Genomic DNA, 21,973 nt, shown 5'->3' with positions numbered 1-21,973 from the left:
TTGCAGCTTGTCTAATCTAAAGGGTCTAGCGAACCCAATTGCAGATTTTTTTCAAAACTACAACTCGGCAGAGCGGATTCGTTTGATCATTTGCGCTTGATCGGAGTCGTTTTGCCCGTGTCTGGTTAGTGTTTTGCCGTTTGTTGTGCACATTCACGAAACCGCGATAAGCTCTGCTCAACTGTTCACCTGTCAAACTGGGTATATTAAACATGTGATCTCGCGGCTTAGCCCAGGGGTAATGCGAGTAAGCGTAGTCTCCGGTTAAAATGAAGTTCTGGTGAGCAGGGCTCCTACAGAAATTTGACGCTTGGAGAGGATCGAATATCGTTCGTCAGTTCACTCGGCCGACGTCAAATAGAAAGAATCAGTGCGAGAGGATACCTTCCGTTGTAATCCATTCTTCTTGTTTTGATCGGTGTCTTGGTTCCTGACATTGTTTCAAAGCAATGCAAATGATGCATTCATGCTGCACCGAGCTATTGAGGGCCGCAGTATGGGCACTATCCGTTGGCGCCTCCGGCAAGACACGGGAGTGGGTATCTAGTCAGGATGATCCTAAGGTGCGACGGGCAATTGATGAATTGTCTGCCATTGTTAGTGTGAAGATGTTTCAACATTTAGCAGCGGATTGACAAGTATGGCATGTGGTTCATGTTGGGTTTCTGGGTAACTGAAAATAACAATGGTGAAGCCATTTGAAATTAAAGGGTTGTCTGTCTTGCGACACTTAATGCATATACAGAGTGTATATCGACGCGTATTGGCGGACACGTGTGCAGCTAGATCGTTATTCGTACGACTATCTATAAATACTGGATTTGAGGAACGGTGGAAAAGGGATGAAAATGGCTGTGCATGCGACTGAATTTCCCGCGGAATGCGACGTTGAAATATATAGATCTGAAAATGCCGAACTGGCGAGTTTTTCACCACACCTTCTGGAACAACACTACAGGCTCTATGGCGCAGCAGAGGGCAGATCCGGAAATGCATTGAAGACACGCGCCGATTTTTTGGCTTTGATACCATCCACCGCGTCGGTCCTTGAAATCGGTCCGTATTTCTCGCCGAGCATGATAGGCGATAACGTCAAATATTTTGATGTCCTGTCGCGTGAGCAACTTATTAAACGCGCGATTTCTCAGGGACAGACTAACCCAAACCCTCCGCACATCGATTACGTGTCACCAATAGCCGATCTGAACATTGTTGATGGCCAGTTCGACTATATTGTCAGTAGTTATTGCATTGAGCACCAGACCGATTTGATCAAACACCTGCAGGACGTTGAGCTGCTGCTTAATCCCGGGGGGAGTTATTTTGTCATGGCCCCGGACAAACGATACTGCCACGACCACTGGATGAAAGAGAGTGGAGTGGCTGAAATTCTGGGAGCTCATTACGAGCGCCGGACCACACATCCATTCCGGTCTGTTGTAGAGCATTTGGCACTTTCGGCACACAATGACCATTTTAGGCATTGGGCCGGCGACCATGGGCATCCATATGACGATTTCCTGCCGCGCCTCGATCACGCAAGACATGTTTTCGAGAACGCAAACGGCAACTATGTCGATGTTCATTCATGGTATTTTACACCAGATAGTATGCGCGAGATTATCGGGCTCCTCAACCGCACAGGTGACGTAAGCCTATCTTGCGTTCGCTGCTACGACACTCGAAAGTATCACAACGATTTCTGGGTGATACTTCAAAAAGCACCTCAATAGAGGTGCTGGCGCGGGTTGTCAGTGACAATTCCGGGTTGGATGAGGCGATTTAGCTGAGGAGCATCGACGCGTTTCTTCGGGCATTCAAACCTGCAGCCACACTGGATTCTTAATATCGCCCATTTTTGCATTAACTATACAGCACGCTTTTGGGCGCATTTTGTCGCCACTCAAGTCGAGCAAGATTGCCGCGTGACTCGGCACGGTTCTGTCCATCGTCTCATTTTTCGTGTTTTGTGCGATGGCATGGAATTGATACAGTTGCCGGTTTGATGCCAGCTGAAGCCGTTGACCAATGATGAAGGCATTGATCAGTAGGATTCACGCGAAGCCAGGGGGGGGATATCCCCTAAAATGCTGATGGTCCGAGTAAGATAGAAAGAGATAATTATGAGCACTCGCAGATTTACCTATAGCGCTGCCATTTACTCTATGATCGCTATATTTCCCATTACCGGAAGCTTTTATGTGAATGTCCTGCCGTCGGTTGCAGAAGAAAATGGCGCGGTATTGGCATCATGGCCGCCCGTTGACGGGATCGACAACTCCGCATTCGTGGGGGACCCAGCGCTCTCGGCACCCGCATCCATAAAGCTTATCAAATCGAATGGCGACGGCGATTTGCATTTCTTCTTTGCTTCAGAGGGCGCCTCTTCGGTTTATATAGGCTACCAAGTTGGGGGTAAAATAATTGAATCTTGGCACAATTTTAATATGGGAGAACCTGTAACTGTTCGAATACCGAGTAATGTGGATAATCAAATTGTTTGGATTAGCCGTGATCCTAAATTGGCACCGTTTAGCTTAAAAAGGATAGAGATCGTCCGAGGAATGTAAGCTGGATAGAGCTATGCGCCTTGGCAATCCGGTTGTCATGTTAACAAATATCTGATAGCCAGCGATATGCGTGTCTTCGGTCTTGAGCGGTTCCATGAAATTCTCGGCCCGAGCTCAATTTCGAGCAATTATTTTGTACCAGGTACAATGAATCACGAGAATGTATATGGATATCGCATAATCGCAGGTTTATATCGGTGGGCGTTTCCCCACGGCTGACCGCCGTTTGCAAATCCGCGGCATTTTCTTTCTGATGTGTACGCGCTACTGAGAGCGAACCCGACCATGTCGGACCAAACCAGTCAGGCCTCCCCGGCCCGGCCACTGACGATCCAAACGCCTGACAACAAAACAACAGGTCCGAATTTTCGCACCATAGCGCTCATCATTGCCAGTGCCATGTTCATGGAACAACTCGATGCGACGGTGCTGGCAACGGCGTTGCCAACCATGGCGCGCGATTTCGGCGTCAATCCCCCGGCCATGAGCCTCGCGCTCACCTCCTACCTCCTCAGTCTCGCCATCTTCATCCCGGCGAGCGGCAAGATCGCCGACCGCTTTGGATCCCGCACCGTTTTCAGCGCGGCAATAGCGGTGTTTGTCGCCGGTTCGATCCTGTGCGCGCAGGCACCGGATCTGCGCTTTCTCGTTCTCGCCCGGATCATCCAGGGGCTCGGCGGTGCGATGATGATGCCGGTTGGCCGGCTCGTCCTGATGCGCAGTGTCGCGCGCAAGGATCTCGTTTCGGCCATGTCCTGGCTGCTGGTTCCCGCGCTCGTCGGCCCCATCCTCGGGCCGCCGGTTGGCGGACTGATTGTCACCTATTTCGACTGGCGCTGGATTTTCTATATCAACGTGCCTATCGGCTGCATTGGTTTCATTCTTGTCAGGCGTTTCATTGAGGAGGTGAAGGGCGTATCCGACGGCCCCTTCGATTTTCTCGGCCTTTTCCTCTCCGGCATTTCACTCGGCTCTCTGCTTTTCGGCTTCGAAATGGCAAGTCGTCCGGGCGAAGGGCAGCTGGCGGGCTTGCTCGTCGTTGTGGGCGTGATCTTCGGCATGGGCTATCTCGCGCACGCCCGGCGGCACCCCTCCCCCATTCTCGATTTCTCGCTCATGCGCGTCAGCAGCTTCAGCACGTCTGTCATTGCCGGATCACTGACCCGCATCACCCAGGGTGCCCAGCCGTTTCTATTGCCGCTCATGCTGCAGCTGGGTTTTGGATTTTCTGCAGCACGCGCTGGCGGTATCGTTGTGGCGACCGCACTGGGCTCCATGATGATGAAGGCTGTTGCACCGAAAATCCTGCGGCGCTTCGGTTTCCGCGCAAGCCTCATCGTCAATGGCCTTATTGCAACGTTCGGCTATGCGCTTTGCGCGGCATTCCGGCCCGACTGGCCCCTGCCCCTCATCTTCTCTGTCCTGCTGTGCTGCGGGTTCTTCATGTCGTTCCAGTTCACCGCCTACAACACGGTTGCCTATGATGAGATCGGACGGGAACGCATGAGTTCCGCCACCAGTTTCTATACGACATTCCAGCAGCTCATGCTGTCGCTCGGTATCTGCGTCGGTGCACTGGCCCTTTCGGGTTCCATGCTGGTGCGAAGCCACGCGACACCGGAACTTGGTGACTTCTCGGCGGCGTTTCTCGTCGTAACGGCGATTTCGCTGACTGCAACGATCTGGAATCTCCGCTTCTCGCAATCGGCAGGCGCTGACATCAGCGGCCATACGAAAATGGTCAAGGCTCCCGGCGAATAAGGTTATGTGGCGGCAGGCCGTGCAAAACAACGGCAATCGATATGTCAGTATTGTTGACATATCGGCCATTTTACGGTGCTATGCGCCGACAAACAGCCGGGAGGAAGAAATGGGCGATTGGGATGCTCTGTACGCGACACGCACCAAAAACATGCGCGCGTCCGAGATACGCGAACTGCTGAAACTGCTTGATCAGCCAGACATCATTTCCTTTGCCGGCGGTATTCCCGACCCCGCCCTTTTTCCCAAGGAAGCGATACGGGAAGCCTATGAGGCCGTTCTCAGCAAGAATGCTGACGTTGCGCTGCAATATTCGGTGAGCGAGGGATATCGCCCGCTGCGCGAATGGCTGGTGCAGCATATGGCTTCGCTCGGTGTGTCCTGCACGATCGACAACATCATCATCACCACGGGCTCGCAACAGGCGCTGGACTACCTCGGCAAACTGTTCATATCACCCGGCGATACGGTGCTGACGACCTGGCCCACCTATCTCGGTGCCCTCCAGGCTTTCAATGCCTATGAGCCACGCTATGACCGCCTCAACCCCGAACAGGGAAACATGACACCGGCCGCCTATCGCGACAGCGCAAAGGCGGCAGGCGGTGATGTGAAACTTGCCTATTTGACAGCGGATTTCTGCAACCCGACAGGCGAAACAGTCAGCCGGGATGGCCGCATCCGCCTGATCGAGCTGGCACATGAACTCGACATACCGCTGATCGAAGATGCGGCCTATCAGGCATTGCGGTTCGATGGCGAGCCCGTGCCGTCGATGCTTGCCCTCGACTGCGAACGGGAAGGGCATATCGACCGCACGCGTGTCGTCTATTCCGGCAGTTTCTCCAAGACCCTTACGCCCGGTCTGCGCGTCGGCTGGATTTGCGCGGCGCAGCCTGTGATTGCCAAGCTGGTCCTGATCAAACAGGCGGCCGATCTGCACAGCCCGACCATCAATCAGATGACGATCCATCACGTTGCGTCCCGGGACTTCGACAAGCAGGTCGAAAAGGTGCGCAACAGCTACCGCCAGCGCCGCGACTATATGCTCGATGCCCTTGCCCGTTTCATGCCGCCAGGCGTGACATGGACAAAACCGGAAGGCGGCATGTTTGTCTGGGTCACCTTGCCGGAAGGCATGGACGGCGCGGCCCTTTTGGCACAAGCGCTGCAAAAAGTGCGCGTGGCATTTGTTCCCGGCTTTGCCTTTTATGCGGACGGGACCGGCAAGAATACCATCCGGCTCAATTTCTCCTTGCCCAACAAGGAAGCAATCGAAACCGGGATTTCCCGTCTTGGCAAGCTGATTGCCGAAGAAGCTGCCTGACGGCCCATACAGATACATGACAAACAAAGCGGCCTGATCTCAAACAGGCCGCTTTGTTTTTGTCATCCACGGCGTGCCTGCGCCGGTGCCCTGCGCCGATCGAGGCCGCCTCCGCCCCTGTCAGGAGACGGCAACAGGCAGAGCGTTTGCAGCCATCAGTAGCAACTTATTAACCTTCATTTTCTATTCGATTAGGCAAGTTTACGAGCAACATCCAATCGCTTCGCTTGCAGGTATCATGCGTATTCCAAGAACAAATTTCTCAATGAAGTCAGATGATTACGTAGACGAATATGGCGATGCGCACGAATCGCCAGCGTCTGCGCAGCCTCCCTTGGCGCAAAAGCCCGCCGTGCCGGAAGCTGTGCAACCGCCAGCTCCGGCCCAGGCGGCTCGAAATAGTGTGCCAAACGGTTCGGGAAACATGCGCACGCCTGCTGCTTCGCCCTATGAGCCGGTCTCCACGCGGCGTTCCATCGAAGCGCCTGCATCAACCACGCCCAGCGGCGGGATGCGCGCGCCTGCACGTGCACCGGTCACGCTTGAGCCGGATACGGATCCCACAGCTCCCATTTCAAAGCGGATGTTCTCCCTTTCGGCCAATGTGCGTTTCACCCGCACCCCCGATACCGTTCTGCAAAAGCATCGCAACGGGGCCGAAAGCGCGACCCCGGCGCCTGCTCCCAGGACGGAAAGGCCGGTTGCCGCGCCAAAGGCGGCCATCCCGGCACCAGCCCCGAAGGGTCCTGCCGTCGCTCCGGTTGCCGCTAAGCCGGTTGCAAGCGCGACTGTTCTTCGCACGGCCCCTGCCCCGGTGCAGTCCAGCTTATCGCGCGCTCCGGCATTCGTCACAAACTATGCGCCGGCCGTCGTCACGCATGCAGCGGCCGTTCCCGTTACGCGCGAAGCCCGGCCAAGCCTGCAAACAACCGGTGCGCAGCCTGTTCCGCAAAAATCCGGATCGCTCGATTATCTCTCCGATTATGCGTTCTGGGAGTCGATGGAGTTTTCCGGCGGTTTTGCAGCCGCCCCAGCCGCCCCCGTGGCCAAGACGATGCGCAAGATCGCACCCGATGCCATTACCGCGCTGTTCCGTGTTGTCGAACTGCGGCAGCCGCATGCCGCTGCCGCTGAGACCACAGTGCCCGCAGCGCCGGCTCCCTTGCCTGCCGCACCGGTAATCCCGGCTGTACCGGCGGCCGTTGCAGCCGTTACGCCGCAGCGCCAGGCCGATCCGGTCGTGGAAAGCGCTGCGATTATGAATCCGGTGGTTGATGTGCAAGAGGAAGTGACCCTTGCTCCCGCTGTGGTGGCACCATTACCGCCGGAAGAAGCGGCCGCTGAAGAAAAACCGTCACGGCTGCAGGTAACGGTGCGCCAGGAAAAGCCCGCGATCACGCCGGCCCGCCTTGCACCGCTTGCCGTGCAATCCTATGGCGAGATGTATGAGCGCCCTCCTCTGTCACTGCTGCAGGAACCGGCGGAACGTGCGGAAGTGATCATTACGCAGGAAGCGCTGGAACAGAATGCCGGGCTTCTCGAAAGCGTGCTTGAGGACTTCGGCATCCGCGGCGAGATCATTCATGTACGCCCCGGACCGGTGGTGACGCTGTATGAATTCGAGCCGGCACCCGGCATCAAGTCCTCTCGGGTTATCGGCCTTGCCGATGATATCGCCCGTTCCATGTCGGCCTTGTCTGCCCGCGTGGCGGTGGTGCCCGGACGCAATGTCATCGGCATTGAACTGCCGAATGCGACGCGCGAGACCGTATACTTCCGCGAAATGATCGCTTCGGCGGATTTTGAGAGCACCAAGCTCAAGCTGGCGCTCTGCCTTGGCAAGACCATTGGCGGTGAACCGGTTATCGCGGAACTCGCCAAGATGCCGCATCTGCTGGTTGCCGGTACAACGGGTTCGGGTAAGTCGGTTGCGATCAACACCATGATCCTGTCGCTCCTCTACCGGCTGACGCCGGAAGAGTGCCGGCTGATCATGGTTGACCCCAAAATGCTTGAACTGTCGATCTATGACGGTATTCCGCACCTGCTTACCCCTGTTGTGACCGACCCGAAAAAGGCGGTCATGGCACTGAAGTGGGCCGTGCGGGAAATGGAAGACCGCTACCGGAAGATGTCAAAGCTGGGCGTGCGCAATATTGATGGCTTCAACGCCCGCGCTGCGCTTGCCAAGGAAAAGGGCGAGACGGTGATGTGCACCGTCCAGACCGGTTTCGACAAGGGAACGGGCGAGCCCATTCATGAGCAGGAAATCATGGATCTGACGCCGATGCCCTATATCGTCGTCATCGTCGACGAAATGGCCGACCTGATGATGGTGGCGGGCAAGGACATTGAAGGCGCCATTCAGCGCCTCGCCCAGATGGCCCGTGCTGCGGGTATCCACCTGATCATGGCCACGCAACGTCCATCGGTCGATGTTATCACCGGCACCATCAAGGCGAACTTCCCGACCCGTATTTCGTTCCAGGTAACGTCGAAGATCGACAGCCGCACGATTCTGGGTGAACAGGGGGCAGAGCAGCTGCTCGGCCAGGGCGATATGCTGCACATGGCGGGCGGCGGGCGGATTTCCCGCGTGCATGGCCCGTTCGTCTCCGACGAGGAAGTCGAGCGCGTCGTCGCGCATCTGAAGGCGCAGGGTCGTCCCGATTATCTCGATACGGTGACTGCCGACGAGAGCGAAGAAGAAGAACCGGAAGCAGAAACCGGCGGTGCCGTCTTTGACAAGGGATCGGTTGCGGCGGAAGACGGCAATGAACTCTACGACCAGGCGGTCAAGGTGGTTATGCGCGACAAGAAGTGTTCCACGTCCTATATCCAGCGGCGCCTGCAGATCGGTTACAACCGGGCTGCATCTCTGGTGGAACGCATGGAAAAGGAAGGGCTTGTCGGACCGTCGAACCATGTCGGCAAGCGGGAAATTCTCTCGCATAGCCGGGACAATGCCCCGTTTAGCGCTGCAGATAGCGCGGAATAGCCTGTCCGGATAAAACGCACCTTGCGTCTGCACGTTTGCTATGTCATGACGCGCGTCCTTGATTTGGGCGCGCTGGGCCCATTCGACGGGCTTTGTCCCGATTTCTGACATTCATGGCATAAAGGAGCGCGGCAATGGCTCAGGCGCTGGGTTTTGACTTTGGCACAACCAATACCGTTTTGGCATTGGCGGATGGGACAAAGACACGCTCGCTATCCTTCACCAATGCGACCGGCACGGCCGATAGCATGCGCACGGCGCTATCCTTCATGAAGGATCCCCTCGCCGGTGCGGCGGCGTTGAAGGTCGAGGCCGGGCATGCGGCCATCCGCCAGTTCATCGACAATCCCGGCGAATGCCGTTTTCTGCAATCGATCAAGACATTTGCCGCAAGTGCCCTGTTTCAGGGCACCCTGGTTTTTGCAAAACGTCATTCCTTTGAAGACCTGATGGAAATCTTTGTGCGCCGGCTGAGGACCTATGCCGGTAACGACTGGCCCACCGACGTCAAACGCATCGTGACCGGCCGGCCGGTGCATTTCGCCGGAGCCAATCCGGACCCTGCCCTGGCCACGGCGCGCTACAACGAGGCGCTCACCCGGTTCGGTTTTCCAGAAATCCACTATGTCTATGAACCGGTAGCTGCGGCATTCTATTTTGCCCAGAACCTCAAGGCAGATGCCACTGTGTTGGTGGCGGATTTTGGCGGAGGCACGACGGACTATTCGCTCATTCGTTTCGAGACGAAGGGCGGAAAGCTCAGCGCAACACCCATCGGCCATTCCGGTGTCGGCATTGCCGGCGATCATTTCGACTACCGGATGATCGACAGCATTGTTGCGCCGCAGATCGGCAAGGGAAGTTTTTTCAAGAGCTTTGACAAGACGCTCGAAGTCCCCTCCTCCTATTATGCCAATTTTGGACGGTGGAACCAGCTCTCGATCTTTAAGACATCCCGGGAGTTTTCCGAATTGAAGAAGCTGGTGCGGTCCAGCCTGGAGCCGGAAAAACTCGAGACATTCGTCGATCTTGTCGACCACGATGAGGGTTACCCGCTGTATCAGGCCGTGTCGGCCACCAAGATGGCTCTGTCGACTGCCGACGAGGCTGAGTTCCATTTCGAACCGCTCGGCCGCGGCAGCCGCAAGCTCATCAAACGCAGTGAGTTCGAGGAATGGATTGCCGGTGACCTCGCACGCATCGAAGGCGCGCTTGACGATATTCTTGCAAGCACCCGCACGGTGGCCGGTGAAATTGACAAAGTGTTCCTGACCGGCGGAACATCATTTGTCCCGGCCGTGCGGCGCATATTCACCGAACGCTTTGCGCAGGACCGGATCGAGACGGGCGGCGAACTGCTCTCCATCGCACATGGGCTTGCGCTTATTGGCGAACGCGACGACATCCCGCAATGGACCGCCTGACGGCCATCCGCCGCCAGTTTCGGCCGGGCATCAGATATCAAATCGACGCCAAGATGCCGGTTTGAGGTTCGCCTGCGATGAGTGCTCGACGGTATCGCAGAAGGTCAGGGATGTCTTGCTGTCCGCCCGCCTGTAAAGTCCCGTATTCGCCGTGGAAGCGGTTACGGTCATGATATCCGGCCATTCGGATTCATATCCCACGGCTGTTGTGGCAATCAGCGCGGCACACAGGGCCAGGCTCAGCAGATAGACCCGTCCCAGGTTTTGCGGTCCTCCGGTGCGTTCCCTTACATATTCCGGTTCACGCTCGATATTGCTTCTATGCATGATGATACTCCGGATAGGTTTGATTGAATGCAGACAAATCAACTCGAAAGGCCGCCGGAGTTACCGCCGCAATCAGGGCAAGTTTTTGACCGATGTGCACACATCGGAATCACATCTTATTGATGGGAATTATGGGCAGCTCTATCTCAGAGATTGTGGGCCCGGCGCGCCATGAGGCATTCCGGATCGCCCGGCATGCAGGAGCGGCATACTTCAGGCCGCACCGCGTAAATGCCGCAAGCCGTGGTCTTGCCGATTTCACCGGTCAATGCCGAACAGCGAACGCCGATGCATCGCATGCCGCTTTCATCGCTGGCGACAAATTTGGCGGGAATGAGCGCAAGCTGCGCGTCGTCTTCCGTGGAAAAGCGCGGCCACTGGGATGAGTAGCAGCAACAGGCGCCGCAGGACTGGCAATCAAAAATCTCGCCTGCCTCCATACGTCTTATTTGCCCTTGCGTTTGCGTGCCGGTGTCTTGGGCGCCGCATTGAACAGATCGCTGTCGGCTGATCCAGTATCGCCTTCCGGGGCATCGGCGGGCGATTCAATCTTCGCAGACTTGGCCGCTTTTACCGGCGCAGGGCTTTCGGTGATTGCCGGGTCTTTGGCGGTAAACTTGATGGCCATCATTAATCCTCTCGTGTTCGCCCTGATGAGCGATACGGATTGCCAAGCAGACCGACAGCGCAGGAAGGGAGCCGTTGTTTACTCCGTATGGGGCGCCGATACTAGGCTTGGCACCGATTTATCTGGGGAAGCAGCATGAGACGATGGGATGATCAGGACGCCACCAACTGCCTCTTGGTTCTGACAACAGGCGCATCCACAGGAACGTCCTTCTTGCGGAAGGAGTCGACGATGGCGGTCATCGTCATCGTTCCGGCGGCGACCAGGTCGAAATTCTTCTCGAGCCGCATCCACTCGAACAGCAGCCCGGACATCGTGCTTTGCAAGGCTCGCGCTGCAATATCGGGATGCCAGGCGGACGACAGCATGCCGCGCTTCTTGGCTCGTGTCGTCAAACGCAACAGCATGTGATGAACCTCGTCGTTGAGCGCGCGCAGCCGCTCCAGGATCTGGGCCATTTCACCGACATATTCGCAGCGCTGGGTGATGATCGTGAAAACCCGTTGCTTTCTCGGATCACCGGCGAAATTCTCGAGACAATAGATACCGGCATCCAGGGCAATATCGAGAGGGTTGGCATTCTCGCAATAAATTGCCTTGGTGAGAAGATCGTCCTGAGGCAATCGCACACGCTCGACGACGTCCTGATAGAGTTCGATCTTGTCCTTGAAGTGGAAGTAGATGGCGCCGCGCGTCACGCCGGCATGTTCGGCAATCTGGTTCAGGGTTGACCGGTTGACACCATATTCCAAAAAGACAGTCTCCGCGGAATCCAGAATGGCTTCCCGCGTTGCTCCTGCCTCAGCTTTGGTCCTGCGCATAACGCCTCCTTCGCTTGGGTGATCCCTCCTGGGATGCCGGAACATCGTCATCAAGCCACGCACAAGCGGTTGTTCGTACCGCTGGTTCGATAACCCAAACGTGATCGCGTCCGGTCTATTTTCCGACACAATATCACGCTTTCGTTTATTTACAATCACGGATGTATGTTTGTACATGCACCCAGATATTCCTCGGACAAGCGAATCCTCCCATGACTTTGCTCGGTACCCGTTTTCTCGGTCTCGTTTTTTTTGCAGGCGCGGCGCTGGCACTCAATTTGCCGGCTAATGCTCAGCAGGCAGGCGGCAAGACCCCTCCCCCGCCACAGGTGACGGCGGTTGCCGTTCAGCCGGAGGAAGTGGATCTGTCCTACCAATATGCGGCGCGGATTACGGCTTACCGTGACGTGCAGGTGCGTGCCCGCGTCGGCGGCATACTGCTGAAACGGAATTTCGTTGAAGGTTCGGAAGTGAAAGCCGGTGAGCTGCTGTTTGAGATCGATCCGGCGCCTTACGAAGCAGAACTCGCCCGTGTTCAAGCCCAGCTGCAGCAGGCCCAGGCGCAATATGCCCAGTCCGTACGCGATGCCGATCGGGCGCAGGCGCTGGTGGACCAGAAAGTGCAAAGCACGGCGGCACGCGATACGGCGGTATCGACGCGTGATTTGAATGCCGCAGCGGTTGCGGCGGCAAAGGCGCAGGTCAGGACAGCAGAACTCAATCTGCAATATACGAAAGTCACCGCGCCGATCAACGGCGTAACCAGCCGGGAGCAGGTCTCCGAAGGCAGTCTCATCGGCACCGATGCGGCGTCCAGCCTGCTGACATCGATTACGCAGACCGATCCGGTCTACATCAACTTCTCCTTTACCGATACGGAAGCGGCGGAAATCCGCCGCCTGCTGGACGAGCGCAAGGCCAAGGGGCTTGAAGCCAACAAGCTGTCGGTCAAACTCTCCTTTGGCGACGGAACGGTTTACAATCATCTTGGAACCATCGATTTCACCTCGAGCAGCCTTGATCTGGAAACCGGCACGCTGGGTGTGCGTGCGATCATCGACAATCCGGATCGCCGTCTCCTTCCGGGGCAGTTCGTCCGTGCGACGGTGACGGGCGTGACGGTAAACGATACGATCGTCATTCCCGAAGCCGCCCTGATGCAAGGCCCCAAAGGCCAGTTCGTCTATATCGTGAACAATGAAGGCAAGGCGGAAGTCCGGCCGCTTAATCTTGGCCAGCAGGTCAACAAGGGCTGGATCGTGCTTTCCGGTCTGGCTGCCGGTGACCGTGTGGTCACGGAAGGCGTCATCAAGGTCAAGCCGGGACAACTGGTTTCGGCGACTGACAGTGTCAAACAGGCGCTGGTGACCCAATGAACCGGTTCTTCATCGACCGGCCGGTTTTCGCGGCCGTCATTTCGATCATCATCGTTCTCGCCGGTATTGTCGCGATAAGGGTGCTGCCGATTGCCCAGTATCCGGAATTGACGCCGCCGCAGGTGGTGGTCAGCGCCAATTATCCGGGCGCCAGTGCCGAAACCATCGCACAGACCGTTGCATCGCCGCTGGAACAGCAGATCAACGGCGTCGAAAACATGCTCTACATGCAGTCGACGAACTCGGCGAGCGGCCAGATGCAGCTGACGGTAACCTTTGCGCTGGGTACCAATGCCGACCAGGCGACGATCAACGTCAATAACCGCGTGCAGCGCGCGACATCGACCCTGCCGCAGGACGTGACCCGCCAGGGTGTGACCGTCGCCAAGCGCTCGACATCCATTCTCGGCCTTGTCGCGATGTTTTCCGAGGGCGGCCAGTATGACCGCACCTATATCGGCAATTACGCGCTGCTGAACGTTGTCGACGATCTGAAGCGTATTCCCGGTGTCGGTGACGCACAGGTTCTCGGCAATCCCAACTATTCCATGCGCATCTGGCTGCGCCCTGACAAGCTGGCGCAGTACAATCTGACCCCCACGGATGTGGCAACGGCCGTTCGCGAACAGAATTCCCAGTTCGCCGCCGGCAAATTCGGGGATCAGCCCGATCCGCAGTCCAATGCGTTCACCTATTCGGCCACGACCATGGGCCGCCTGCCCGACGCCAAGGCGTTCGAGAACATCATCCTGCGTTCGTCGCCCAATGCGGCAACCCTGCGCTTGGGTGATGTTGCCCGGGTGGAACTCGGGGCGCAGAGCTATGCGGTGGACAGCAAGCTGAATGGAACGCCTGCCATTCCCATTGCGGTCTATCTGCAGCCGGGCGCCAATGCACTCAACACGATGGAAGCCGTGCGCAGCCGCATGGACGAGCTGAAAACAGCCTTCCCCACGGGGATGGACTACTCGATCCCCTACAACACGACCAAATTCATTCAGGCGTCGATCGATGAAGTCGTGACCACCTTCATCGAGGCGATTATCCTCGTCGTGCTCGTGGTCTTCATCTTCCTGCAGAACTGGCGCGCCACGCTTATTCCGGTCATTGCCGTTCCGATCTCGATCATCGGCACATTTGCCGGCATGTATGTGCTTGGCTTCTCCATCAATCTGCTGACGCTGTTCGGTCTCGTGCTGGCAATCGGTATTGTGGTCGATGACGCGATTGTGGTGCTGGAAAACGTCGAACGCATCATGTCGACGGAAAAGCTGCCGCCGCGCGAGGCTGCGATCAAGGCGATGAGCGAGGTCACCGGCCCGGTTGTTGCCATCGTGCTGGTGCTGTGCGCGGTGTTCGTGCCTGTTTCCTTCATGGGCGGGCTTGCCGGCGCCATGTACAAGCAGTTCGCCGTTACCATCGCCATGTCGGTAACCATCTCCGGCATTGTCGCATTGTCGCTGACGCCGGCACTCTGCGGCCTGATCCTGAAACCCGGTCATCATGAACCGGCCCTGCCGTTCCGCATCTTCAACCGGGCTTTTGACCGGGTGGCATCGGGCTATACGTCAGGCGTTCGCTTTCTGATCAAACGGGTTGCCATCGGCTTGACGCTGTTTGCCTTCCTGATCGGCGGCACGGCCTATATGTTCTACAAGATACCAGGTTCGCTTGTTCCCGATGAAGACCAGGGTGTGCTTCTCAGCGTCGCGGTTCTGCCGCCTGCGGCTTCCCTGACGCGAACCAAAGCAGCCATGGAGCAGTCATCGCAGAATCTGGCGAAACACCCGGCCGCCGAGAACGTCTTTGCCATCGCCGGTTTCGACCTTCTCTCCGGCGGGCAGAAATCCAATGCGGGTACGACCTTCCTCACCTTGAAGGACTGGAGCCAGCGCAAGACGCCGGAACTTGATTCCCGCAACATGGCGGGGCCGATCATGGGGATGAATGCAGGTATCAAGGATGCCATGGTGCTGGCATTCAATCCGCCGCCCATTCAGGGATTGAGTACGACGGGCGGTTTCGAGCTTTACGTGCAGAACCGTACGGGGAGCGACGTGGCCAAGCTGACCGACGCCACAAATAAAATCGTCGAGGCCGCATCCAAGCGCCCCGAACTCACCAGCGTGAGAACGACGTTCGATCCGAATGTGCCGCAGTACCAGCTCGATCTCGACCGGGACAAGGCCAAGGCGCTGAATGTCCCGATCAACTCCGTCTTCGATGCCATGCAGGCTTCCTTCGGCAGCCTCTATGTGAATGACTTCACGCTCTATGGCCGCAACTATCAGGTCAACCTGCAGTCGGAAGCGGATTTCCGCCGTACGCCTGACGATCTGCGCCAGGTGTTCGTGCGCGCGGATTCCGGCAGCATGATCCCGTTAAGCGCCCTGGTAACGGTCAAGCGTATTGTTGGCCCGGATCAGCTCGAGCGGTTCAATGCCTTCAGTGCCGCCAAGGTGACCGGCAATCCGGCGCCGGGATACACGTCAGGCGATGCCATCAAGGCCATGCAGCAAGTGGCCAAGGAAACGCTGCCCGAAGGCTTCCAGATCGCCTGGACCGGTTCGTCCTTCCAGGAACTGGCGACGAGCGGTACGGGTTCGCAGGCGATGATCTTCGGCATCATCATGGTATTCCTGATCCTGGCAGCCCAGTACGAAAAATGGAGCCTGCCGCTGGCGGTCATCATGGCGGTGCCTTTCGCGCTCTTCGGTGCCTTGGGTGCAACCATGCTGCGCGGCTTGACCAATGATGTGTACTTCCAGATCGGCATGGTGACGCTGATCGGCCTTGCGGCAAAGAATGCTATCCTGATTGTCGAGTTCGCCGTCCTGAAACGCCAGGAAGGCTATTCGGCAGCGGAAGCTGCCATTGAGGCGGCGCGGTTGCGTTTCCGGCCGATTGTCATGACCTCCCTCGCCTTCATTCTGGGGGTTGTGCCGCTGGCGATCAGTTCAGGTGCCGGTTCGGCAAGCCGTCATGCAATCGGTACGGGCGTTATCGGCGGCATGCTGGCGGCGACCTTCATCGCAACATTCTTTATTCCGATGTTCTACCGGCTTATCGCCTGGAAAGATCCGGGCAAGAAGAAATCATCCCTGCCCGATACGCAACCGGCGCCGGCTCCGGCCGAATAGCAGATGAAGCCCCCTCCCCGTTCCGGATCGAGGGGGCTTTTCTTTTGCGGCTTATGAACTCGCTTGCGATGTGCGCTTGCGGCGGGATTTTTTCCCGGCAAAGCTGATGCGAAGATAGAGGGCGGCGGTAAATCCGGCAAAGACCACGCAGAGCCCGCTGGTGATGACCACCCCGCCCCACAATGAGAAGAAACTATCAATCTCGGCGGATTGCGGTTGGGACTGTTCATAGAAGACGGTGACAATCTCGTCGCGTGCAAAGGACGGGGGATAGGACGCGCTTGTCGACTTGAACTCGACCCTGGTTCCATCGGCAGTTCTGAATTCCACCACTGGCCGTGTCAGCGGATGCCCTCCGTCCCTCGAAGGCTCTGTCAACAATTCGACGACCCGCCCTTCAGCTCGGGCCGCATGAACGATGAAACGATGGGTCTTTATTGCGAAAAAACCGGCGGCCCCGAAGAGGATCAGTGTTGTGACAAGAAAGATGAACCTGGTAATCCCGGCGCTGCGCATATCGACGTTTTAACGACCCTGGCCTATAGATCAAGCGGTGATGGAGGCCTGGAGGCCTGAGACCGAGACCGGTGCTCAAGAGGAGGAAGTATGGCAGTTCGACGCATAGTGCCGAATCTCAAGGCATCCGATCCTGAACTTGCCAGGAAATTTTATCAGGAATTGCTCGATCTCGATGTGGTCATGGATCACGGGTGGATACTGACATTCGCCTCTGATGTGACCTCCCGGCCGGAAGTAAGCGTGGCAAGCGAAGGCGGTTCAGGCACCCCCCTCCCCTCTCTTTCCATCGAGGTCGATGATGTCGACGTCATCTATCAGCGGGCGAAAACAGCCGGACTGGAGATTCCATACGATATAACTGATGAGCCATGGGGCGTCCGCCGCTTCTATGTCCGTGATCCCTTTGGTAATATCGTCAATATCCTTTCACATGGCTGAGCCGATATTGTCGTTAACCACTTAACTATTTGATTTTATATCTATATAGTTCCTATACGGTCATGTCCGCGGGGTTACTTTCCACTAGAAAGTCGATGAACGCGCGAATACGGGCAGCCATATGCTCGTGTCCGGCGAAGACCGCATGGATAAACTCGATATCTTCCGGATTATACTCATCGAGAACCGGAACGAGTGTACCAGCATCCAGATCTTTCTGCACGTGAAACTGTCCGATCCGCGCCAGTCCCAGTCCTGCAATCGCCAGCTGGCGCACACTCGATCCGTTATTGGCCTTGAAGTTGCCTTTCACCGCGATGGGGCGTATGCGCTCCTCCCCCGGATAGCGGAACGCCCATTCATCCATGCTGCGGCGAAAGTTGAACGTCAGGCAATTGTGCTGTGACAGTTCGTCGGGCGTTTGCGGTACACCATGTTTGGCCAGATAGTCCGGCGCAGCCACGACCACGCGGCGGCTTTCGCCCAGTTTGCGCGCCTTCAAACCCGAGTCGCGCATGGGGCCGGTGCGGATGGCGACATCGGCGCGCTCCTCGATGATGTCGATGACACCGTCGGAAAGGGACAGGTCCAGTTCGACATCGGGATAACGCGCCAGGAAAGCCGGCACCAGGGGAACAATGTAGCGCGTCCCAAAACCGACCGATGAGTTGACGCGCAACAGCCCGCGCGGAACGGCAGCACCGCCCGAGGTCATCAGCCGTTCCGTCTCCTCGATTTCGGCGATGATGCGCACCGCACGCTGATGATAGGCCTCGCCTTCCGGCGTCAGCTGCAATGCCCGCGTCGAGCGAACAAGCAGGCGCGTGCCGAGACGCTCTTCAATCCGGGTTATCAGTTTGCTGATGGCGGAAGGCGACAGGCCAAGCCGTTCGGCGGCAGCGGTAAAGCTGCCGCGCTCTACCGCTTCCACGAAAACTTCCATCTCGCCCGCGCGATTGTTCATGGAAAACCGTCCGATCGATCATATGAATTCATTTCACAGACCATAGCTCATTTTACCGCATTATAACAGCAATGGCTTTGCGCCATATGTCAGGCAGCAATCGTGGAACAAGACAGGAGAATAAGATGTATTCCGTTTCAGCCAATGGCGCTTCCATCCCCGCTTTGGGTTTCGGCACGTTCCGCATGCCCGGGGCCGATGTCCTGCGCATGGTGCCGCACGCACTCAAACTCGGATTTAGACACATTGACACAGCGCAGATCTATGGGAACGAGGCCGAGGTTGGCGAAGGGCTCGCCAGCTCTGGTGTTGCACGTGGCGATGTGTTTCTGACGACGAAGGTCTGGGTGGATCATTATCGGCGTGATGCTTTTGTTGCATCGGTCAATGAGAGCCTGAAGAAACTGAAGACCGATTACGTTGACCTTTTGTTGCTGCACTGGCCGAACAATGCCGTGCCTCTTGCGGAACAGATCGGCGCCCTGAACGAAGTGAAAGCCAATGACAAAGTGCGCCATATCGGGGTGAGCAACTTCAATACGGCACTGATGGCCGAAGCAATGGCGCTGAGCGATGCACCGCTGGTGACCAATCAGGTGGAGTATCATCCCTATCTCGATCAAAAGCCTGTCATCGATGCGGCGCGAAAGGCTGGCCTGTCGGTGACCGGTTATTACGCGATGGCGGACGGCGCGGTGTTTGCCGATTCCGTGCTTAAGGATATCGCGGCTCGGAACGGGAAAACCGTTGCCCAAATTGTGCTGCGCTGGATGGTGCAGCAGAACGGGGTGATTGCCTTGTCGAAGACCGTGAGCGAAGCGCGCGCCGCCGAGAATTTTGCCATTTTCGACTTTGCGCTCAGCGATGCCGATATGGCGGCGATCCATGGACTTGCACGCACGGATGGCCGCATCGTCAGTCCCGGCGGCCTGGCCCCGTTATGGGACAAGTCTGCATAAGTAAGACCGCACGCAGGCAAGCCGCGCGCAATGGGATAAACGGCAATTCACTCCTAGCACCTTCGCAGGGAGGTGAATTGCCCGATACCTGCTATGATGCGATGAATGATGATTCCATTCCATTTACGGACATCAGGCAATACTGCAATTGTCCCGTGTTGTACGCGTACAACCCGCCGGCCCGGAATTGGGGGCATTTCTGGAACCGGTTGTACGTGTACAACTGCCGTCACCTTCAGGGCATCCGCTCACTTAACTGTTGGTTAACCTAAAACCGTTTGCCACAAAAAGAGAATCTCTCCATATTATATATCAGCGCATATTTTTAAAGTTTGGACCAAAATGCGCAGATGAGAGGTTGAGATGCTTGATCAGAACCCGGCAGATGTGCCCGCAACGACGTTGCGGTCGTTGATCGCATCTGACGCTGAAGATTTGGCGCGGCAGCTGCAGGCTCATCAATCACGTATTTTCCCGCCCACAGCGCAGAAGACGATCCGTCTTTTCACACCGGCCGAGGCCGCTGACTTCATCGGCATTCACGAAGGGTATCTGCGCCAGATCGTGGCGGATGGTCATGGTCCTGCGCCGCAACCCAATGGCCGCAGGCTTTATTCCGTCAACGATCTGGAAGAGCTGCGGCGTCTGCTCGATGCAAACGGCAAGAGTGCGGCCAAATATGTGCGGCATCGCCGGGATGGGGAAAAGCTGCAGATCATTTCGATCATGAATTTCAAGGGCGGTAGTGCCAAGACGACAACGTCGGCGCATCTCGCGCAATATCTGGCATTGCGCGGATATCGCGTGCTTGCCATTGATCTTGATCCGCAGGCGTCGCTTTCCGCCATGTTCGGGCATCAGCCCGAACTCGATGTAGACCAGAACGAGACGTTGTACGGCGCCATCCGCTACGGCTCCGACCGCCGGCACATCACCGAAATCGTCCGTGCAACCTATACGCCGAACCTGCACATCATTCCGGGCAATCTGGAATTGATGGAATTCGAGCATGAAACGCCGAAAGTTCTGGCGGATAAGCGCCCCGATACGATGTTTTTCTCGCGGATCGGTGAATGTCTTGCCGATATCGAATCCGCCTATGACGTGGTGATCCTCGATTGCCCGCCACAGCTCGGCTTCCTATCGCTGTCGGCGCTGTGTGCCGCAACCGCCATCCTGATCACCGTGCATCCGCAGATGCTGGACGTCATGTCGATGTCGCAGTTCCTGCACATGACCAGCGATCTGCTTGCCGTGGTGGAGAATGCAGGCGGCAAGACCGAGTATGACTGGATGCGTTATCTGGTGACGCGTTTTGAACCGAACGATGGGCCGCAGAACCAGATGGCGGGCTTCATGCGTTCCATTTTCGGCAATCGCGTTCTCGAGAATGAGATGCTGAAATCCACGGCGATATCCGATGCGGGCCTCACCAAGCAGACGCTCTACGAAGTTGACCGGTCGCTGTTCACGCGCGGCACCTATGATCGCGCGCTGGAAAGCCTGACATTGGTCAATGGTGAGATCGAAGAACTACTCCGTAGAACGTGGGGGAGGAAGTAACCCATGGCGCGCAAGAACCTGTTTGAAATGACACCGGATACCGCTGAACCGGAGGCCGCCGCGCCCGTCAGGACGACGCTTGGCCGGCCTTTGCTGGGGCTTGACCGCCCATTGCGCCCGGCAAGTCCCGTCGGGGCTATCTCCCAGTCTCTGGACGGCATATCCGCCAAGGCGCAGCGCGCCGAAGAAATCGAAAAGCGTCTTGCCGAGGGGCAGGCAATCATCGAGCTTGATCCTTCGCTGGTTGATGCCTCGTTCGTCGTTGATCGTCTCGGCGTTGATGCAGAGGACCAATCCGGTCTAGTCGACCAGATCCGCGAACACGGCCAACAGGTTCCGATCCTGGTGCGCCCGCATCCTGAAAGGGCAGGGCGGTTTCAGGTTGCCTATGGTCACAGGCGGCTGGCCGCCATCAAGGAAATCGGCGGCACGGTCAAAGCGGTTGTACGCGATCTCACGGACGAGCAGCTGATCGTCTCGCAGGGCCAGGAGAACAACGCCCGCACCGACTTGTCGTTCATTGAGCGCTGCTATTTTGCGGCAAAGCTGGAAACCAAGGGGTTTGGCCGCGAGACGATCATGTCGTCGCTGGGCGTGGATAAAGCCGCTTTGTCACGGATGATTGCCCTCGTGCGACGTGTGCCATCGCCATTGATCGAAGCGATCGGTCCCGCGCCGTCCTTTGGACGGCAGCGGTGGGCAGAAATCGCTGATATGGTTGAGGAGAGGGCCAAGCGCATGCGGGCCCTCAAACATGTCGAAGATGCGGATTTCCGCGCAGCCAGGAGCGATGCGCGCTTTCAGATTATCTTCGATCTTCTGAAGATCAGCAAAGACAAGCCGCGTGTGACGGCCTGGACAGCGCCCGACGGAACGTCTCCGGCGAAGATCAAGGAGACCGATACGGCGCTTAACATCGCTTTCGACAAACGGGGTGGCGCGCAGTTCGGTGCTTTTGTTGAGCGCAAGCTGCTGACTTTGTTTGAAGAATTCCGGAAGGAAACAGGAGACTAGACACCGCAAAAGAAAAAAGCTCCCGAACGTTGCCGTCGCGGAAGCCCTTCTCACAGTGTGGTAACTTGAGAATCGCATTTCCGGGAATCAGTGTCAAGCAGAATTGGCGTCGTTTGGGCGGATGGATTTCTTTTGCCTATTGAA

The 21,973-nt window shown here is 57.0% G+C and carries 19 protein-coding genes; 13 read left to right on the top strand and 6 right to left on the bottom strand.

Annotation, left to right across the window (positions count from 1 at the left end):
• Positions 1–842: 842 nt before the first annotated feature.
• The 6 genes from ACTJJ7_RS24725 (at position 843) to ACTJJ7_RS24700 (ending at position 10,080) form a co-directional block, all read left to right on the top strand.
• Positions 843–1,733, top strand: coding sequence for a class I SAM-dependent methyltransferase (locus ACTJJ7_RS24725; protein ID WP_440969138.1), 891 nt, complete (start codon positions 843–845; stop codon positions 1,731–1,733).
• Between the two features lie 390 nt (positions 1,734–2,123).
• The gene (locus ACTJJ7_RS24720; protein ID WP_440969137.1) at positions 2,124–2,570 is read left to right on the top strand and encodes a hypothetical protein; all 447 of its coding nucleotides are present in this window, start codon (positions 2,124–2,126) and stop codon (positions 2,568–2,570) included.
• Between the two features lie 285 nt (positions 2,571–2,855).
• The gene (locus ACTJJ7_RS24715) at positions 2,856–4,331 is read left to right on the top strand and encodes an MFS transporter (protein ID WP_130273154.1); all 1,476 of its coding nucleotides are present in this window, start codon (positions 2,856–2,858) and stop codon (positions 4,329–4,331) included.
• A 109-nt stretch (positions 4,332–4,440) separates the two neighbouring features.
• A complete protein-coding gene (locus tag ACTJJ7_RS24710; protein WP_440969136.1) occupies positions 4,441–5,658 on the top strand; it encodes a PLP-dependent aminotransferase family protein in 1,218 nt (405 codons plus the stop codon).
• Between the two features lie 424 nt (positions 5,659–6,082).
• A complete protein-coding gene (locus ACTJJ7_RS24705; protein ID WP_440969135.1) occupies positions 6,083–8,656 on the top strand; it encodes a DNA translocase FtsK in 2,574 nt (857 codons plus the stop codon).
• A gap of 134 nt (positions 8,657–8,790) precedes the next feature.
• Entirely contained in the window at positions 8,791–10,080 is a 1,290-nt protein-coding gene (locus tag ACTJJ7_RS24700; RefSeq protein ID WP_105738178.1) for an Hsp70 family protein, read from the top strand.
• A 30-nt stretch (positions 10,081–10,110) separates the two neighbouring features.
• On the opposite strand, the gene ACTJJ7_RS24695 is transcribed toward ACTJJ7_RS24700, so the two are convergent.
• The 4 genes from ACTJJ7_RS24695 to ACTJJ7_RS24680 form a co-directional block, all read right to left on the bottom strand.
• On the bottom strand, positions 10,111–10,407 hold the full coding sequence (locus ACTJJ7_RS24695) for a hypothetical protein (protein ID WP_440969134.1): 297 nt from the start codon (positions 10,405–10,407) through the stop codon (positions 10,111–10,113).
• A 146-nt stretch (positions 10,408–10,553) separates the two neighbouring features.
• Entirely contained in the window at positions 10,554–10,847 is a 294-nt protein-coding gene (locus tag ACTJJ7_RS24690) for a YkgJ family cysteine cluster protein (protein ID WP_105738174.1), read from the bottom strand.
• A gap of 5 nt (positions 10,848–10,852) precedes the next feature.
• A complete protein-coding gene (locus ACTJJ7_RS24685; protein ID WP_440969133.1) occupies positions 10,853–11,035 on the bottom strand; it encodes a hypothetical protein in 183 nt (60 codons plus the stop codon).
• A gap of 152 nt (positions 11,036–11,187) precedes the next feature.
• A complete protein-coding gene (locus ACTJJ7_RS24680) occupies positions 11,188–11,856 on the bottom strand; it encodes a TetR family transcriptional regulator (protein ID WP_158531355.1) in 669 nt (222 codons plus the stop codon).
• 212 nt (positions 11,857–12,068) lie between these two features.
• On the opposite strand from ACTJJ7_RS24680, the gene ACTJJ7_RS24675 reads away from it, so the two are divergent.
• Both ACTJJ7_RS24675 and ACTJJ7_RS24670 read left to right on the top strand, forming a co-directional pair.
• On the top strand, positions 12,069–13,232 hold the full coding sequence (locus ACTJJ7_RS24675; RefSeq protein WP_440969132.1) for an efflux RND transporter periplasmic adaptor subunit: 1,164 nt from the start codon (positions 12,069–12,071) through the stop codon (positions 13,230–13,232).
• Positions 13,229–16,372: an efflux RND transporter permease subunit gene (locus ACTJJ7_RS24670; RefSeq protein ID WP_105738166.1), complete on the top strand. Its 3,144-nt coding sequence runs from the start codon at positions 13,229–13,231 to the stop codon at positions 16,370–16,372. The genes ACTJJ7_RS24675 and ACTJJ7_RS24670 overlap by 4 nt, the downstream gene beginning before the upstream one ends.
• Positions 16,373–16,423: 51 nt before the next feature.
• Here ACTJJ7_RS24670 and ACTJJ7_RS24665 read toward each other — a convergent pair whose 3' ends face one another.
• Positions 16,424–16,792 (bottom strand): DUF3592 domain-containing protein, encoded by a 369-nt coding sequence (locus tag ACTJJ7_RS24665; RefSeq protein WP_440969165.1) that lies wholly within the window; start codon positions 16,790–16,792, stop codon positions 16,424–16,426.
• On the opposite strand from ACTJJ7_RS24665, the gene ACTJJ7_RS24660 reads away from it, so the two are divergent.
• Together ACTJJ7_RS24660 and ACTJJ7_RS24655 are read left to right on the top strand one after the other, a co-directional pair.
• Positions 16,784–16,948 (top strand): hypothetical protein, encoded by a 165-nt coding sequence (locus tag ACTJJ7_RS24660; RefSeq protein WP_440969166.1) that lies wholly within the window; start codon positions 16,784–16,786, stop codon positions 16,946–16,948. The genes ACTJJ7_RS24665 and ACTJJ7_RS24660 overlap by 9 nt on opposite strands.
• Before the next feature lie 30 nt (positions 16,949–16,978).
• Positions 16,979–17,329 (top strand): VOC family protein, encoded by a 351-nt coding sequence (locus ACTJJ7_RS24655; RefSeq protein WP_440969131.1) that lies wholly within the window; start codon positions 16,979–16,981, stop codon positions 17,327–17,329.
• A gap of 52 nt (positions 17,330–17,381) precedes the next feature.
• Here ACTJJ7_RS24655 and ACTJJ7_RS24650 read toward each other — a convergent pair whose 3' ends face one another.
• Entirely contained in the window at positions 17,382–18,293 is a 912-nt protein-coding gene (locus ACTJJ7_RS24650) for a LysR family transcriptional regulator (RefSeq protein WP_440969130.1), read from the bottom strand.
• Positions 18,294–18,418: 125 nt separating this feature from the next.
• On the opposite strand from ACTJJ7_RS24650, the gene ACTJJ7_RS24645 reads away from it, so the two are divergent.
• From ACTJJ7_RS24645 to repB, 3 genes are all read left to right on the top strand, one after another.
• Entirely contained in the window at positions 18,419–19,252 is an 834-nt protein-coding gene (locus tag ACTJJ7_RS24645; protein WP_440969129.1) for an aldo/keto reductase, read from the top strand.
• 363 nt (positions 19,253–19,615) lie between these two features.
• A complete protein-coding gene (gene repA, locus ACTJJ7_RS24640) occupies positions 19,616–20,815 on the top strand; it encodes a plasmid partitioning protein RepA (RefSeq protein WP_105738157.1) in 1,200 nt (399 codons plus the stop codon).
• Positions 20,816–20,818: 3 nt separating this feature from the next.
• Positions 20,819–21,829 (top strand): plasmid partitioning protein RepB, encoded by a 1,011-nt coding sequence (repB, locus tag ACTJJ7_RS24635; protein ID WP_105738155.1) that lies wholly within the window; start codon positions 20,819–20,821, stop codon positions 21,827–21,829.
• Positions 21,830–21,973: the final 144 nt, after the last annotated feature.

The organism is Phyllobacterium sp. 22229, from assembly GCF_052056495.1.
GTDB lineage: Bacteria > Pseudomonadota > Alphaproteobacteria > Rhizobiales > Rhizobiaceae > Phyllobacterium > Phyllobacterium myrsinacearum.
This window is presented reverse-complemented; position numbering and strand designations above follow the sequence as displayed.